Here is a 14,072-nt window from a genome sequence, read left to right as displayed (position 1 = left end):
CCTCAGGATGAGGAGTGACTGTGCGGCCCTGAGACCGAGATGCGCACCGACTTCTTCGATTTCGACCTGCCCGCCGAGCGCATCGCATTGCGCCCGGCGAGCCCGCGCGACTCCGCGAAGATGCTGGTCGTCGATCGCGGCACGCTGCGCGACCAAATCATCACCGACCTGCCGCAATGGCTGAAGCCGGGCGACCAGCTCGTCGTCAACGACACCAAGGTGATCGCGGCGCAATTAAAAGGCCGTCGCATCGGCCGCGAGACCGAGCCGAAGATCGAGGCAACGCTGATCAAGCGCCTCGACGGCTCGCGCTGGCAGGCGTTGGTGAAGCCTGCCAAGAAACTCATCGCCGGCGACCGCATCCGCTTCGGCAATGAGGGCAAGGTCTGCCTGCTCGGCCATCTCGACGCCGAGGTCGAGGCGAAGGGCGGGGAAGGCGAGGTGACGCTGTCATTTTCGTTTCACGGCCCGACGCTGGATCAAGCCATCGCCGATCTCGGCAGCCCGCCGCTGCCGCCCTACATCGCCTCGAAACGCACGCCTGATGATCAGGATCTCGCCGACTACCAGACCATGTTCGCTGTGAACGAAGGCGCCGTTGCCGCGCCGACAGCAGGCCTGCATTTCACCCCGGCGCTGGAGCAGGCGATGCACGCGCGCGGCGTCGGCATCAATCGCGTCACGCTGCATGTCGGGGCAGGGACCTTCCTGCCGGTGAAGGTGGACGACACCGAAGGCCACAAGATGCATGCCGAGTGGGGTACGCTGTCGTCCGAGACGGCGGAGCGGCTCAACACGGCGCACAAGAACGGCGGCCGTATCATCGCGGTTGGCACCACGTCGTTGCGCCTGATCGAAAGCGCAGCCAGCGAGGACGGCACCATTGAGCCGTTCGCCGCCGAGACGTCGATCTTCATCACCCCCGGCTATCGCTTCCGCGCCGTTGATATTCTGCTGACCAATTTCCATTTGCCGAAGTCGACACTGTTCATGCTGGTGTCGGCGTTCTCCGGGCTGGAGGCGATGCAGCAAGCCTATGCACACGCGATCGCAACCGGCTATCGGTTCTATTCGTACGGGGATGCCTGTTTGCTGTTTCCGGCGCGGGAGTGACGCGGGCGGCGTTCTCGTGCTATACTGCTCATACGTTTTGCATGGATCGAGTGGCCGATGAACATCCGTTCCGCGAAAGTCGATGAGCTTGCCCAGCGCCTCGCCCGCTTGACGGGGGAAGATATCGAGACGGCGCTCGAACGCGCCATCGAGGAGCGCTTGTCTCGCGTGGCATCGCCGGCGGTCGATAGGAGGGCCGCCCTGACGTCGTTCCTCGAGCGAACCGCTGGCTTGCCCGTTCTCGATTCTCGGCCTGCAGACGAAATCCTCGGCTATGACCGTTTCGGGCTGCCGTCCTGATGGTGCTGGATACGTCTGCGATCGTCGCGACCGTCACCAACGAGCCAGATGGGCAGCGCTATCGGAAAGCCATGCTGGATGCTGCCAGCCTGTCGATGTCAGCAGTAGCAATCCTGGAAACAAGATCGTTCTCTCTGCTCGCCTCGGAGCATCGGCCGTGAAGTTCTTCGACGAATTGCTGGAGACTGCCGGGATTGTCGTAGTGCCGTTCGACGCAGACATGGCGAAAGGCGCGTTCGAGGCATTTCAACGCTTCGGCAAGGGCGGGGGGCATCCGGCGCAGCTCAACATCGTCGATTGTGCGGTCTACGCTTGGCGAAAGCGCGTTCGCAACCGCTGCTCTTCAAGGGAGCCGACTTTGCTAAGACAGACATTCTCCCCGCGTTGACCTGACCGCGCTATTTGCCATTGTAGGGTGGGCAAAGCGAAGCGTGCCGACCAACTTTCTTGATGCGAAGTGGTGGGCACGGCGCTTGCGCGCCTTTGCCCACCTTACGCATCTTCCGTTACGCCATCACCCGCTGTGGCAGGAGCTCCGCGATCTGCACCGCGTTGAGCGCAGCGCCCTTGAGCAGCTGGTCCGCCGCCACGAACATCGAGATCGAATGCCCGGAGGGGTCGCTGAAGTCCTTGCGGATGCGGCCGACCAGGACGTCGTCCTGGCCCGAGGCGTCGATCGGCATCGGGAAGTAGTTCCTGGCACGGTCGTCGACGACCTTGACGCCGCGCGCTCGTGCCATGATGGCGCGGACCTGGTCCTCGCTGATCGGCTTCTCGCATTCGAAGGTGATGGCCTCGCAATGAGCCCGCAGCACCGGCACACGCACGCAGGTGACGCCGATCGCGATCTTGTCGTCCTCAAAGATCTTGCGGGTTTCGTTGATGACCTTGGTCTCTTCGTCGTTGTAGCCGGTGTCAGGGTCGATCGCCGTGTTGTGGTTGAAGAGGTTGAACGCGTAGGGATGCGGCATCACCTTCGGCGTATAAACCTGCCCGTTGAGGTTGGCGCGGGTGGACTCGACCAGCTCCTCCATCGCGGCAGCGCCGGCGCCGGAGGCCGCCTGGTAGGTCGAGATGATCACCCGCTTGATGCGGTTGCTCTGGTGGATCGGCCACAGCGGCACCAGCGCCGTGATGGCGGCGCAGTTCGGGTTGGCGATGATGCCCTTGTGGTCGCGGATGCGATTCGCGTTGATCTCGGGGATCACCAGCGGCACGTTCGGGTCCATGCGGAAGGCGGAGGAGTTGTCGACGACGACGGCGCCCGCCTTGACTGCGATCGGCGCGAACTTCTTGGAGATGCTGCCGCCGGCGGAGAACAGGGCGATGTCGACGCCTTCGAAGGCGCGTTCGGTCAGCTCCTCGATGACGACGTCTTGCCCACGGAACGACACCGTCTTGCCGGCCGAGCGGGCGCTGGCCAGCGCCTTGAGCTTGCCGACGCGAAAGCCGCGCTTGTCCATGGTGGCGATGAATTCGGCGCCCACCGCACCGGTGACGCCGACAATCGCGACGACGGGATCGTTACTCACTTTGTCCTCCATTGAATTGCGATCTAAACAACAAAAAAGCCCCGGACCATCATGGGCGGGGCTTCGGTAGAGTGGATTGCGTTCTAGTCGACGACTACACGCGCACGCCTCCCCGGGCCCCGAAGGCCGTGGTGGTTTTAGTCGTGCGTTTGGTGGTCGCGAACATGGCGGGAGCTTATGCGGGAGAGTCCTGCCCCCGTCAATGGCTTTTCGGCGGGATTGGGGCTGCCGCTATTTGGTCCGGGCGCCCGGCGGTTCGAGGATGACCTCCTTGAGGTTGTCGCCACTGATGACGACGATCGCGAAATTCAGCCGGCCGCGTTCGCGCACCAGTCCGCCGCTGATGGCTTTGCCGGAGGCCGCGCGTTCGGCGACGTGGACGGCATCCGCAAGTCGGTGCTTGATGGCACCGAGCGCTGCGAGATTGCTGCGATCGTCGAGGTCGAGCTCGGCGAGAGGGAGGGCGGCTTCCCCGCCGACGAGCTCGCCGGTCGCGGCATTGATGGTGTGGCGCCAGATCCGGTCGTTGTGCAGGGTCTTCACCCGGTAGACCGGCACGCCTGAGGCTCCGTCGAAACTCACATCCGCCGTGGTGGCACCGACGTGGCGGGCTTCCGCAATCGCCATGGCCTGGTTGATCGAGATCGACGAGCTGCGGAAGCGCTCGATCTCGCGGCTGACCGCTTGGCGGTCGGCCTCGGCGTCACCATCTGTGTCGTTGTGAAGGGTGGTCGGCGTGCCCGTGCTCACGATCGCCCGCGCCGGCGCTGCGAGGAGGAGTGCGGACAGGGCGATCGCGAGCAGTCCCGAGATCCGTCGTTTGGCCGTCGTCATGCTCGAACCCTCGGCCAGCGAGTATGCCGGATGATCGTCAAGAATTTGCGGCCGACCTTGGGCATCGGTCGGCCGCTGAGCGTCGCGACGGGCTGTACCGCCGGGACGATCGAAGCGGTGCGGACCTCTTGGGGCTGGTGAAAAAGCGATCCGCATCGCCCTATAATTAAACCATACCGTATCGTTTTGTTTCGGTCAACGGCGCGGCCACGAGATCTCCCGGAAAGTTCGCAACCTCACGGAATTGTCAGCGCGACGGGCGGCGTCGCTGAGTGCCCTTGGCGGCACTCTGGCTGCCGTCCGCTGATCCCAGCGCGCCTGCCAGGAACAGCTTGATCGCAGCGCGCATGCGCTTTTCCGCGGCCTTCATCTCCGGCGGCGTTCCAAACGTCGCCAGACGATGGTTATGACCGACGACGACGTCGAGGAACACTTCCGCCGCGATGGTGGTGTCGTCGACGTCGAGCGCGCCTTGCGCCACCAGATGGTCGAAGAAGCGTGCCGTGGTGGCGACGGCCTTGAGCCAGCCTTCCTCCTTGCCGAGCTTGGCGATGTCGGGAAAGTTGATGGCCTGCGACGTCATCATGCGGCTGAAGGCGACGGCATCGGGTCCGCAGGTGAATGTCAGCATCTCGCGCCCGATCTCGACGAGCCGTTGCTCGACCGAGATATCCGAGGCGCTGCCGAGCTGCGTCTCGGCGGCCGCGGACAGCGGTGCCAGCCATCGCGCGATCTCGCGTCTCAGCACGGCTGCAAACAGGCCGCGCTTGTCGCCGTAACGGGCATAGACGGTGGGCTTGCTCACTCGCGCGGCTTCCGCGACCGCATCGAGCGAGGTCGCATCAAAGCCGCGATCCAGGAACAGGCGGGTTGCGACCTCGATCAGCCGCTGATCGCGCTCGATCGCGGCGCTTTTCGTCGGCCGGCCGCCGCGCGATTTCGGCACCTCGCGCCGCGGCGCCGCCGGTCTTGTCCTGGTCGCAGTCAATCCCATGCCCAATGATTCCTGCGCGGTCGTGACATCAGTCATTGCTCTATAACGCGCGGCAACGAGTGCGTCATGGCTAATCTGGCCGAATGATCGCATCGTCAACCGTCTCGGCACGGCCCCGTTCCTCACCGAGCGCTCACGGAAGCGTCGAAGTCCAGGCCTCGCCCGAAGCCGCCTTCTCATATCCGTACTGATACAGCGCCCGCATATAAGCGGTGTCGAACCCTTCCGAGGGGGCGGCCGGATAATCGCGCGCGATATAGGAGAGATGGAAGCCCAGGCGGTTGCGCTTCGCAAAATCATAAGTCGAGAAGATGATCGAGCGGGTCTGCGACTGACGACAGGCTGCGGGAGGCAACGTCGATGGTGCTGTTGGAGACGAGCTCGAAATTGCGTTCGATCTTCTTGTTGACGAGGATGTAGATGTCCAGCTTCGCAGGGCCGGGAAGGCGACTGCCCTGGAAAAGCAAGGCTTCCGGCAGCGTCAGCACCGGGGCCGTCACACCGCCGTCGACATGCATCTCCTGAAATCTGCGGCCCTCGCCTTCGGCGTCGATCATGATCGGCGGAAACACCAGCGGGATGCTGGCGGAGGCCGCCATCACGTCGCGAAACAGCTTGAGCGCCTCGGGCGTGCCGACCGCGGCGATCCTGCCCATGTCCCAGATCGCGGTGCGCTGGGTGTCGAGATCGGTCGTCACCACCAGCAGCCTTCGGCCCTTGGCGTTTTCATGGGCGACCTGCGCCATGATCTCCGGTCCGACATAGCGGGCGACGAGCTCGCGCAGCCGGGTGTTGCCGAACAGGCCGGATCCGAACAGCACGCGCATGATGCTGGGATCGCTCAACAGGCTCTCCGCGACGCCGCTGGTATAGACCTCCTTCAGCGTGTCGTCATATTGCGAGCCGAGAAACGCAAAGGGCGCAATCAGGCCGCCGGTGCTCACGCCCGAGACAACCGAGAAGGTGGGACGGGTTCTGGCCGCGGTCCAGCCGTTGAGCACACCGACGCCGTAGGCGCCATCTGCGCCGCCGCCTGACAGCGCCAGGTAGGACTTCGTCGCGGTGCTGGTGTCCTTCTCGAAATTGAATTTCGTGATGGGTTCGTCGGCGTAGCGCCGCAGGCCATCAATATCGAGCACGCGCGATGTGCTGGCTTCGGTGGCCGTATAGGGCGTGCGGGGCAGGGAGGTGCAGGCGCCGAGCGCCAAGCTGCACGTCAGGACCAGCAATCCGAACAGGCGGGCGCCGGTCCACCTCGTCCAGCCATGCGAACGGCCGGCTGGGTCAGTCGAACTTGAAGGGAGGGGCATTGCGGTGGCTGGCGATCACGCATCTACCGCCGCCGGCAACATCGCCGCGGCATCTCGTCCAGCCCAAGGTAAAACTACACTGTGTCGTTTTGTTTAACAAGCGTCGCAGGCGCACAATTCCGTGTCCCCCAATATTTGAACCCATTGTCCCAGTCTGATGCATAAGCCGGCCGAGGCATCGCCCGAGCGGGTTGATCGGCCTGCTCCGACACGCAATAAGCACCGTCATGAATCGTCCTGACACCGGTCTGCCCAATCATTTCGAACTGCTCGCCACCGATGGCGCCGCGCGCACCGGGCGCCTGACCACGCCGCACGGCGTGGTGCGCACGCCCGCCTTCATGCCGGTCGGTACCGCCGGCGCGATGAAGGGCATGCACTGGCGCGAGGTGCGTGAGGCCGGTGCCGACATCGTGCTCGGCAACACCTATCATCTGATGCTGCGTCCCGGCGCCGAGCGGATCGCGGCGCTTGGCGGCTTGCAGACATTCACCGGCTGGAACGGGCCGATGCTGACGGATTCCGGCGGCTTCCAGGTGATGTCGCTGGCGGATCTGCGCAAGGTCAGCGAGCAGGCCGTGACCTTCCGTTCGCATATCGACGGCGCCAAGGTCGAGCTGTCGCCGGAGCGCTCGATCGAGGTGCAGCGTTTGCTCGGCTCCGATATCGCCATGCAGATGGACGAATGCGTGCGACTGCCCGCCGAGCGCGCCGACATCGACCGCGCGATGCAATTGTCGCTGCGCTGGGCCGAGCGAAGCAAGCGCGCCTTCGAGAGCGCGCCCGACGGCTACATGCTGTTCGGCATCGTGCAGGGCGGCGACATACCCCAGCTTCGCCATGCCAGCGCGCAAGGCCTCATCGAGATCGGTTTCCATGGTTATGCCATTGGCGGCCTCGCCGTCGGTGAGCCGCAGGCGGTGATGCTGGCGATGATCGACGAGACAGCGCCGCTGCTGCCGAGAGAGCGGCCGCGCTACCTGATGGGCGTCGGCACACCCGACGACATCCTCGAGGCGGTCAAGCGCGGCATCGACATGTTCGACTGCGTGATGCCGACGCGCAATGGCCGGCATGGCGTTGCCTTCACACGCTTCGGCCAGGTGAATTTGCGCAACGCGCGCCACGCCGACGATCCCCGTCCGCTCGACGAAGAGAGCTCCTGGCCGTCGGCGCGCAGCTACGCGCGCGCCTATTTGCACCATCTCGTCAAGGCGGGCGAGACGCTGGGTGCGATGCTGCTGTCCGAGATCAATATCGCTTATTACCAGTTCCTGATGCAGGGCATCAGGGACGCGATCGCACAGGGAACGTTCGAGGAGTTCTATCGGCGTACGCGCGAAGACTGGGGGAGGGGCGACATCGCCCCGCGCTAGGTCAAGTGCAAAACGTCAGTTGCAGACGAGGCGCTGCTTGACGGAGTGCTTGGTCACGAAGCCGTAGCCGCAATTGTCGCAGGTCCAGAGATAGCTGATCACGTGTTCCGACAAATACGCAGAACCTTCGGCGGCGATCATGGAGTCGGCGCAGACGGGACAGGCCGGCAACTCACTGCAACGCGGAGCGCGGTTCGGTGCGACGGTCGACAACACTTCAGCGACTGCTGACATCGTGGTGACCTCCCAGCTTGAGACCTAAGTCTAACATAAGCAGAATCAGTTGACGAGGTCGCAACACAAATGCGTTGGTTTTCTGATAATTATTGCTCACGCGATTTTGCGATGCAGCGTATTTAACATGTAACGCAATCTCGCTTGCGTGTCGCCGCAGGGTGTCTAGAAGCACAATCGTCGCCACAGGGAGTTCATCATGGACGCATCGTCCACCACGGGTGCAGCGCACCAACCCGGCCGCGGCCGGATCTATGACTCGATCGTCGATGCTTTTGGCGACACGCCGATCGTGCGCTTGCGCCGGCTGCCGGGCATGCATGGCGTGAACGCGACCATTTTGGCAAAGCTTGAATATTTCAATCCCGCCGCAAGCGTGAAGGATCGCATCGGCGCGGCCATGATCATCGCCATGGAGAAGGCCGGAATCGTCAAGCCCGACACCGTGCTGATCGAACCGACCTCCGGCAATACCGGCATCGCACTGGCCTTCGTCGCGGCGTCGCGCGGCTATAGGCTCAAGCTGGTCATGCCGGAGTCGATGTCGATCGAACGCCGCAAGATGCTGGCCTTTCTGGGCGCGGAGCTGGTGCTGACACCGGCCGCGCAAGGCATGAAGGGCGCGATCGCGACGGCCGAAGAGCTGTTGAAGACGACGCCGAATTCGGTGATGCCGCAGCAGTTCAAGAATCTCGCCAATCCCGAGGTGCACCGCCGCACCACCGCGGAGGAGATCTGGAATGACACCGCCGGCAACATCGACTTCTTCGTCGCCGGCGTCGGCACCGGGGGCACCATCACCGGCGTCGGCCAGGTGCTGAAGCCGCGCAAGCCCTCGCTGCGCGTGGTTGCGGTCGAGCCGGAGGAGAGCCCGGTGCTGTCGGGTGGCCAGCACACGCCGCACAAGATCCAGGGCATCGGTGCGGGCTTCGTCCCTGACATTCTCGATCGCTCGGTGATCGACGAGATCGTCAAGGTCAACTCGACGACGGCGATCGAGACCTCGCGGGCACTGGCGCGGCATGAGGGCATTCCGGGCGGCATCTCCTCGGGCGCCGCGATTGCCGCGGCCGTCGAGATCGGCAAGCGACCCGAAGCTGCGGGAAAGACCATCCTGGCTATAGTGCCGTCCTTCTCCGAGCGGTATCTTTCGACGGCTCTGTTTGAGGGAATCTAGGACATGGCGGATCAACCACCGAGGCGGCCGCGGACGTTGGGCGACGCCAGGACGGAGGCCGAGGCGGCGTTCAAGAAGGTGACGGCGAAGGTCGCTGCGGCGCCGCCAAAGCAGAACGTGGCGCCGGGGGTCAAGGAGCAGGTCACGCTGCGGATCGACCAGGACGTGCTGGAGCATTTCCAGTCCGGCGGGCCCGGCTGGCAGGACCGCATCAACGAGGCGCTGCGAAAGGCCGCGGGGAAGTAGACGCCAAAGCTTTGGTTTATTCGTAACGAAAAAGCCCGGCGCGAGCCGGGCTTTTGTATCTGCGATTGGCCTCGCCTCAGCGGCGGAACATGCCGCCCATCATGCCGCCGACGACACCGCCGACGAAGGCTGCGCCGGCAGGATCGCCGCCGCTGCTGCGATGGGGAGCAGGTGCGGGCGCGCTGCTGGCCGCGGGGGCGGCGGCCCGGCGGGCTGCCTTCTGGCTGTTGTCGCTCGCGGTCGGCGGGCCGGCCACGACTTCCGAAAGCAGAGCCTTGTGCTGGAGCTTGTTCAGGTAGCCAGACGCGGGATAGCCGCGCGCCGCCTGCCAGCGCTTGAGCACCGACCGGGTCTCGTCGCCGAAGACGCCTGTCTGTTTGTTGTCGAAGCCGAGCCCGCCCAGGCGACGCTGAACGTCGCGGCGCTGGTTCTTGTCGAGTCCGATTTGGTCCTCGGTAAGCTGGGTGGCCTCTTCGGTGAAGGTCGCGGGATCGACGCCAGCGGTGAGGGTGCGCGTCGCGGTCGAGGGGCCGCTCTTGATGGCCGCGAGGCGTGCCAGCGCAAGCGCCTTGAACTGACCGTTCGGGTAGGCGGAGAGGTAAGCGTTGAGCTCTTCCGACTTATTGCTCTCCTTGACCGAACGCCAGTATTCGAGCTCGACACCGTCCGAGCTGCCGCCCGTCGCCATTGGCACGCTGCCAGCAGCCGTCGGTGCCGCATTGGCGACCTGCGTCGTCGGAGCCTGGTTGAGATAGACCGCGCCGGTCAAATTGGTGTGGCCCCAGGGCAGCTGCCCCTTGTGGGTCTCCTCGTTGACCTGGGCGCGGACCGACGTCATCGCCTGCTGGATCTCGACACCAGGCTTGGTGATGTTGTCGATGAGCGCACGGGTGAACGGGCTGTTGTTGCCCTCTTGGCCGTCGAGCGCGGTCTGGCCCGGGCCGGTGGCGAACGCGATCAGCGTGCCTTCGCCGGATTTCATCTCGGCAAGACCGCTCTGCACGTTGACGCTGCGGGTCGCGGAGTTCGATTTGATCTTGGCGGCAAACGGATTGTCGCGGCAGGCGTCAAGGAACACCAGCTTGACCTTGGCGTCGCCCATGGTCTGCTCGAGCGTCAGATCGATGTTGATGGCGGCACCGAGCTTGACGTCCATCTCCGACTTGATGTCGGCGTCGACAGGCAGAAGATAATTGGAGCCGCCGACCGCGATGCCGTGACCGGCATAATAGAACACTGCGACGTCGGAGCCCTGCGCCTTGCGGCCGAAGTCCAGCAGCTTCTCCGTCATCTGGTCGCGCGAGAGGTTCGAACCTTCGATCACCTCGAAGCCGACATTGCGCAGCGTTGCCGCCATCGCCTTGGCGTCGATCGGCGGGTTCGGCAATTGTGCGACGTTCTTGTAGGTGCCGTTGCCGACGACGAAAGCAACGCGGCGGTCGGCCTTCGCGGCACTGACCGACAGTGCCATGCACATCAGCGACGCGAGGAGGGTGAGAGTGCGCATCTGGAATCCCCAACAGAATCGAAATTGCAGGCAGCAACGAATTGGCACGAACTTACATGAAGTGCCCGCCTCGGCGCCACCAAAACGGCAGTTCGTCGCGTTCAACCCGCTGCTGTGTGGCAGAATGTGCACGATGGAATACCCTTCCAACGTGATCCAAATCACACGGCCACTTGGTTTTGTCGCGCGAGGCGGCGCGAGGTTCAGCGCGCGGGAGCAGGATCTGCCGGAGCTGGCTTTAGATTCAGGAGATTGCCGAACAGGATCAGCGCGGCGCCGACCACCGTCCAGGTGTCAAGCCGCTCCGAATACAGCAGCCAGCCAGCGGTCGCGGTCAATGGAACTCGCAGGAAGTCCATGGGAACAACGATGGTCGCATCCGCATAGCGCATCGCGCTGGCGAGGCAGTAGTGCGAAAACGTGCCGCAGACGCCGATCACGCCGACCCACGCCCAGACGTAGGCGGAGGGCCACGTCCAGACGAACAGCGTCGGAATGAAGCCTGCGACCGATTGCACCACCAGCATCCAGAACAGGATCGACAGCGCGCTTTCGGTGCGGGTCAGCGATTTGACGAGCACCATGGACACGCCAAAGCCCATGGCGGCGCCGAGTGCGATGAGTTGACCGGGATTGATCTCGCCGGTGGCGGGTCGGACGATGACGATCACACCGAAAAGGCCAAGCGCGATGGCGGCGATCTTCCACGGCGTCATGCGCTCGGAGAGAAGGCTCGCTGCGAGCAGCGCCGTCCAGATTGGCATGGTGAACTCGATTGCCACCACCTGGCCGATCGGGATCAGCGTCAGCGCGAAGAACCAGCCGAGCTGCGCAACATAGTGCACCAAATTGCGCCCGATGTGCTGCGGCAGGCGCGACGTCCTGAGCACTTTGAAGCCGCCGGCCCGATAGATGAACGGCGAAAGCAACAGGAATCCTAGCAGCGAACGCACTTCCATGATCTGAAATACATTCAGCTCGCGCGTGGTCTCGCGTCCGGCGACCGCCATGACCAGCATCAGCGACAGCCAGCCGGCCATCCACAGGGCAGCCATCGTTTTGGACGGTGTCGTGTTCATCGGCGCGGGTGTGAGAGGCGAGGTCTTGAGGGAAGGCCGGTATCGGCGACATCCTCGCCGTTTGCAACGGTCAAATCTGCCGGTGCAGCGATGCAGGGCGCCGTGCTAAGGCATCAGTGAACAACGAGAACAATCGGGAGATCTTCGCTCATGCACATCTTGCAGCCGGCCGAGTGGAAAAAACCGCGCGGCTTTTCCCATGGTGTCGTGGTCGAGGGGCCGGGCCGCTGGGTGGTGCTGGCCGGGCAGACGGGCGGCGACGAGACCGGCAATTACGCGCCTGACATGGCAGCGCAGGTCGGGACCGCGCTGAAGCGGATCATCAAGCTCCTGGGCGAGGCCGGCGCCAGCCCCGAGCATATCGTCCGCCTGACCTGGTACCTGACCAGCCGCAGCGAATATGAGGCAGCCGGGGCCGGCATCGGCGCGGCCTGGAAGGAAACGCTGGGGCGCAATTTCCCGCCCTCGACCTTGCTCTACATCGGCGGCCTCGTGGATGACCGGGCCAAGGTCGAGATCGAGGTCACGGCGTTCGTGCCGGGCACATAAAAATCGACCCGGCGAGATCGCCGGGTCGATTGTCAATCTACTCGTATCGGCTTAGCGCGACAGCGAGATGTTGGCGCCGCGGAACTGGCTGTCGGCGCGCATCGTGACGTTCTGCTTGTTGCCGGACGTCTTCAGCGAAATGTTGGCGTTGAAGCCGGCAGTGGAGGCGAGCAGCTCATAGTTTCCGCCGGCCCCGCGACCCGAAAGGGAGCCGCTGATATTACGGCTGGCCTCGGACCAGCTGCCCGCGATGGCGCTGCCTTCAGCCTTGACGTTGGCGCCGAGGTTGAACTTGTAGGCGTCGCTGGCGCAGGTCAGAGACAACTCCATGGTCGGTCCGATCGGAGCGTATTTCGCCCGGCAGCGGATCCGTTCGGTCGAGCCGTCATCCAGGGTGACCGTGCCTGAGCCGCTCCAGCTGCCGGCCAGCGGGGCGAACGGGCCGGACTGGGCCTTGCTCTCGGAGTTTGCAATTCCGGCGGCAAACATAACGGCGGCCGCGATCAGCAGCCGCCGGCCCACACCGCTCGTCACGATTTTTCTATTGGCGCGATGCTTCCCACCGCCCGCTGCACGGTATGCCTGCAGATGCTCCATTCCACTTCCCCGATCCGGCGTTGCCGCTGAGTTGACCGTTGGCATATGCACCATTGATCGAAACTTTCACAAGTCCCCCGCTGCCGATGGTGCCGGAAACGTTAGCGCCGGGCGCGGTGATCTTGCCGTCGGCAACCGTCAGCAAGGAGCTCGCGGTCGGCTCGCAGGTGCCGCTCTTGGTGACGATGATGACGTGCCAGTTGCCGTCATAGGGGGTCTGGGCAAAGGCGGGCGCGGCGAGGGTGGTAACTGAGGCGGCACAGAACGCCGCAATGCGAGCAAAACGCATAAAATCCGTCCTTGAATTTGTCTGATATGCTGACCCTTATTCGGGCCAAATGTGACGGAAATTTGGTGCAGTGCCAAATCGAAAATTGTTCCTGTGGGAACAATGGTTTATTTGGGTTTCAAGCTGGGATTCTTGAAGCAAAATCAATGCCCCGTTACGTTAAGAGTAAACGTCAGGAGATCGACTCAGGATAAAGGGCCTCAGGAAAGACTTGGCGCTGAAGTCGCGAACTGCTCGTCTTGAGTCTTGGACGGCAGCGCCTTGTGGACCTTGGCATAGTCGATCACGTCGGCCAGCAATTTGAGCCCGAGCGGGGCGAGCGCGCGCTCCCACAGTTCCCGCGCCGTCTCGCCCTTCTTGACGAAGCACCACTCCTGGGCCGCAATGGCGCCAGCGTCCATGCGGTCGGCGAGGTGATAGATCGTGCCGCCGGCGATCGGATCGCCTTCCTTGATGGTCCATTCCACGGCCGCCTTGCCGCGGTGACGCGGCAGCAGCGAGGGATGATAGCCGATACCGCCCAGCTTCGCTGCCTCAAGCGCGTCCTTGCCGATCCGGGCGTGGCTGTGCGCGGTGACGATCAGATCGGTGTCGGGGGCGATCTCGGAGGCCACCACCAGTTTGGGATTGGCCTGGACCACGACGTCGATGCCCGCCGCCTTGGCTGTTGCGGCGAGACGATCCTCGGCGTCGGCCACCACGACGCGCACGATCGAGACACCATGCTCCCGGAGCATGTTCAGGGTGGTCACGCCGAAATGGCGGGAGCCGACAAGAGTAATGCGCATGGGTGTCCGATCCGTCTCGCAACTGCGTCATCTCCCGATAACACGTCCGGACGTCCTGTCACCACCCGCGCTGGGTTTGCGCCGGTTATCAACAACGCGCCGGGCGAGGCTGCGCGATGAATTCCGCGATTGCGGTGTCGGCCGGTC

Annotated in this window: 17 protein-coding genes and 1 pseudogene; 8 read left to right on the top strand and 10 right to left on the bottom strand. The window is 63.9% G+C overall.

The features are described 5' to 3' along the window. Positions 1 to 39: 39 nt before the first annotated feature. The 4 genes from queA to IVB13_RS01715 are packed head-to-tail and all read left to right on the top strand — an operon-like array spanning position 40 to position 1,801. Positions 40 to 1,113: a tRNA preQ1(34) S-adenosylmethionine ribosyltransferase-isomerase QueA gene (gene queA / locus IVB13_RS01730; RefSeq protein ID WP_018457986.1), complete on the top strand. Its 1,074-nt coding sequence runs from the start codon at positions 40 to 42 to the stop codon at positions 1,111 to 1,113. A 57-nt stretch (positions 1,114 to 1,170) separates the two neighbouring features. Then, positions 1,171 to 1,413, top strand: coding sequence for a type II toxin-antitoxin system VapB family antitoxin (locus tag IVB13_RS01725; protein WP_018457985.1), 243 nt, complete (start codon positions 1,171 to 1,173; stop codon positions 1,411 to 1,413). Beyond that, positions 1,413 to 1,574 (top strand): type II toxin-antitoxin system VapC family toxin, encoded by a 162-nt coding sequence (locus tag IVB13_RS01720; RefSeq protein ID WP_018457984.1) that lies wholly within the window; start codon positions 1,413 to 1,415, stop codon positions 1,572 to 1,574. Before IVB13_RS01725 ends, IVB13_RS01720 begins: the two co-directional genes overlap by 1 nt. Further along, positions 1,571 to 1,801, top strand: a complete 231-nt coding sequence (locus tag IVB13_RS01715; protein ID WP_245288491.1) for a type II toxin-antitoxin system VapC family toxin — start codon at positions 1,571 to 1,573, stop codon at positions 1,799 to 1,801. Before IVB13_RS01720 ends, IVB13_RS01715 begins: the two co-directional genes overlap by 4 nt. 118 nt (positions 1,802 to 1,919) lie before the next feature. Here IVB13_RS01715 and IVB13_RS01710 read toward each other — a convergent pair whose 3' ends face one another. The 4 genes and pseudogenes from IVB13_RS01710 to IVB13_RS01695 form a co-directional block, all read right to left on the bottom strand. Beyond that, positions 1,920 to 2,957, bottom strand: coding sequence for an aspartate-semialdehyde dehydrogenase (locus IVB13_RS01710; protein ID WP_018457983.1), 1,038 nt, complete (start codon positions 2,955 to 2,957; stop codon positions 1,920 to 1,922). Positions 2,958 to 3,176: 219 nt separating this feature from the next. Then, positions 3,177 to 3,779 (bottom strand): PepSY domain-containing protein, encoded by a 603-nt coding sequence (locus IVB13_RS01705; RefSeq protein WP_018457982.1) that lies wholly within the window; start codon positions 3,777 to 3,779, stop codon positions 3,177 to 3,179. Between the two features lie 247 nt (positions 3,780 to 4,026). Next, positions 4,027 to 4,773 carry a TetR/AcrR family transcriptional regulator gene (locus tag IVB13_RS01700; RefSeq protein ID WP_018457980.1) on the bottom strand — a complete coding sequence of 249 codons (747 nt, stop codon included), beginning with the start codon at positions 4,771 to 4,773 and terminating at the stop codon, positions 4,027 to 4,029. Positions 4,774 to 4,906: 133 nt separating this feature from the next. Then, positions 4,907 to 6,083, bottom strand: a pseudogene (locus IVB13_RS01695) (patatin-like phospholipase family protein). A 227-nt stretch (positions 6,084 to 6,310) separates the two neighbouring features. Between IVB13_RS01695 and tgt the strand changes: the two are divergent. Continuing rightward, entirely contained in the window at positions 6,311 to 7,459 is a 1,149-nt protein-coding gene (tgt, locus tag IVB13_RS01690; protein WP_247296644.1) for a tRNA guanosine(34) transglycosylase Tgt, read from the top strand. Positions 7,460 to 7,474: 15 nt separating this feature from the next. On the opposite strand, the gene IVB13_RS01685 is transcribed toward tgt, so the two are convergent. Continuing rightward, positions 7,475 to 7,693, bottom strand: a complete 219-nt coding sequence (locus tag IVB13_RS01685; RefSeq protein WP_026233474.1) for a hypothetical protein — start codon at positions 7,691 to 7,693, stop codon at positions 7,475 to 7,477. Between the two features lie 199 nt (positions 7,694 to 7,892). Between IVB13_RS01685 and cysK the strand changes: the two genes are divergently transcribed. Together cysK and IVB13_RS01675 are read left to right on the top strand one after the other, a co-directional pair. Beyond that, on the top strand, positions 7,893 to 8,870 hold the full coding sequence (cysK, locus tag IVB13_RS01680; RefSeq protein ID WP_018457976.1) for a cysteine synthase A: 978 nt from the start codon (positions 7,893 to 7,895) through the stop codon (positions 8,868 to 8,870). Between the two features lie 3 nt (positions 8,871 to 8,873). Next, entirely contained in the window at positions 8,874 to 9,116 is a 243-nt protein-coding gene (locus tag IVB13_RS01675) for a BrnA antitoxin family protein (RefSeq protein ID WP_007610629.1), read from the top strand. 76 nt (positions 9,117 to 9,192) lie between these two features. On the opposite strand, the gene IVB13_RS01670 is transcribed toward IVB13_RS01675, so the two are convergent. Both IVB13_RS01670 and IVB13_RS01665 read right to left on the bottom strand, forming a co-directional pair. Then, positions 9,193 to 10,623, bottom strand: coding sequence for a caspase family protein (locus IVB13_RS01670; protein WP_018457974.1), 1,431 nt, complete (start codon positions 10,621 to 10,623; stop codon positions 9,193 to 9,195). Positions 10,624 to 10,826: 203 nt separating this feature from the next. Next, positions 10,827 to 11,702 carry a DMT family transporter gene (locus IVB13_RS01665; RefSeq protein WP_085353150.1) on the bottom strand — a complete coding sequence of 292 codons (876 nt, stop codon included), beginning with the start codon at positions 11,700 to 11,702 and terminating at the stop codon, positions 10,827 to 10,829. A 150-nt stretch (positions 11,703 to 11,852) separates the two neighbouring features. On the opposite strand from IVB13_RS01665, the gene IVB13_RS01660 reads away from it, so the two are divergent. After that, the gene (locus IVB13_RS01660; protein ID WP_018457972.1) at positions 11,853 to 12,251 is read left to right on the top strand and encodes a RidA family protein; all 399 of its coding nucleotides are present in this window, start codon (positions 11,853 to 11,855) and stop codon (positions 12,249 to 12,251) included. 51 nt (positions 12,252 to 12,302) lie between these two features. Here the strand turns inward: IVB13_RS01660 and IVB13_RS01655 are convergent, their stop codons facing one another. The 3 genes from IVB13_RS01655 to IVB13_RS01645 all read right to left on the bottom strand — a co-directional run bounded on the left by IVB13_RS01655 (position 12,303) and on the right by IVB13_RS01645 (position 13,925). After that, positions 12,303 to 12,848, bottom strand: coding sequence for a hypothetical protein (locus IVB13_RS01655; protein WP_026233473.1), 546 nt, complete (start codon positions 12,846 to 12,848; stop codon positions 12,303 to 12,305). Then, positions 12,793 to 13,137 (bottom strand): hypothetical protein, encoded by a 345-nt coding sequence (locus IVB13_RS01650; RefSeq protein WP_247487467.1) that lies wholly within the window; start codon positions 13,135 to 13,137, stop codon positions 12,793 to 12,795. The genes IVB13_RS01655 and IVB13_RS01650 overlap by 56 nt, the downstream gene beginning before the upstream one ends. A gap of 200 nt (positions 13,138 to 13,337) precedes the next feature. Continuing rightward, a complete protein-coding gene (locus tag IVB13_RS01645; protein ID WP_018457969.1) occupies positions 13,338 to 13,925 on the bottom strand; it encodes a formyltransferase family protein in 588 nt (195 codons plus the stop codon). Positions 13,926 to 14,072: the final 147 nt, after the last annotated feature.

Origin of the sequence: Bradyrhizobium sp. 17, assembly GCF_023073515.1 — a bacterium.
GTDB lineage: Bacteria > Pseudomonadota > Alphaproteobacteria > Rhizobiales > Xanthobacteraceae > Bradyrhizobium > Bradyrhizobium canariense_D.
Note: the sequence above shows the minus strand (reverse complement) of the source record. Positions and strands in the feature narration are given on the sequence as shown.

Excerpts from the sequence above, each read along its gene's own strand:
- IVB13_RS01705 (WP_018457982.1), bottom strand. The coding sequence starts at position 3,779 with ATGACGACGGCCAAACGACGGATCTCGGGACTGCTCGCGATCGCCCTG.
- IVB13_RS01655 (WP_026233473.1), bottom strand. The coding sequence starts at position 12,848 with ATGGAGCATCTGCAGGCATACCGTGCAGCGGGCGGTGGGAAGCATCGC.
- IVB13_RS01645 (WP_018457969.1), bottom strand. The coding sequence starts at position 13,925 with ATGCGCATTACTCTTGTCGGCTCCCGCCATTTCGGCGTGACCACCCTG.
- cysK (WP_018457976.1), top strand. The coding sequence starts at position 7,893 with ATGGACGCATCGTCCACCACGGGTGCAGCGCACCAACCCGGCCGCGGC.
- IVB13_RS01710 (WP_018457983.1), bottom strand. The coding sequence starts at position 2,957 with ATGGAGGACAAAGTGAGTAACGATCCCGTCGTCGCGATTGTCGGCGTC.
- IVB13_RS01725 (WP_018457985.1), top strand. The coding sequence starts at position 1,171 with ATGAACATCCGTTCCGCGAAAGTCGATGAGCTTGCCCAGCGCCTCGCC.
- IVB13_RS01665 (WP_085353150.1), bottom strand. The coding sequence starts at position 11,702 with ATGAACACGACACCGTCCAAAACGATGGCTGCCCTGTGGATGGCCGGC.
- queA (WP_018457986.1), top strand. The coding sequence starts at position 40 with ATGCGCACCGACTTCTTCGATTTCGACCTGCCCGCCGAGCGCATCGCA.
- IVB13_RS01660 (WP_018457972.1), top strand. The coding sequence starts at position 11,853 with ATGCACATCTTGCAGCCGGCCGAGTGGAAAAAACCGCGCGGCTTTTCC.
- tgt (WP_247296644.1), top strand. The coding sequence starts at position 6,311 with ATGAATCGTCCTGACACCGGTCTGCCCAATCATTTCGAACTGCTCGCC.
- IVB13_RS01670 (WP_018457974.1), bottom strand. The coding sequence starts at position 10,623 with ATGCGCACTCTCACCCTCCTCGCGTCGCTGATGTGCATGGCACTGTCG.
- IVB13_RS01720 (WP_018457984.1), top strand. The coding sequence starts at position 1,413 with ATGGTGCTGGATACGTCTGCGATCGTCGCGACCGTCACCAACGAGCCA.
- IVB13_RS01700 (WP_018457980.1), bottom strand. The coding sequence starts at position 4,773 with ATGGGATTGACTGCGACCAGGACAAGACCGGCGGCGCCGCGGCGCGAG.
- IVB13_RS01675 (WP_007610629.1), top strand. The coding sequence starts at position 8,874 with ATGGCGGATCAACCACCGAGGCGGCCGCGGACGTTGGGCGACGCCAGG.
- IVB13_RS01650 (WP_247487467.1), bottom strand. The coding sequence starts at position 13,137 with ATGCGTTTTGCTCGCATTGCGGCGTTCTGTGCCGCCTCAGTTACCACC.
- IVB13_RS01685 (WP_026233474.1), bottom strand. The coding sequence starts at position 7,693 with ATGTCAGCAGTCGCTGAAGTGTTGTCGACCGTCGCACCGAACCGCGCT.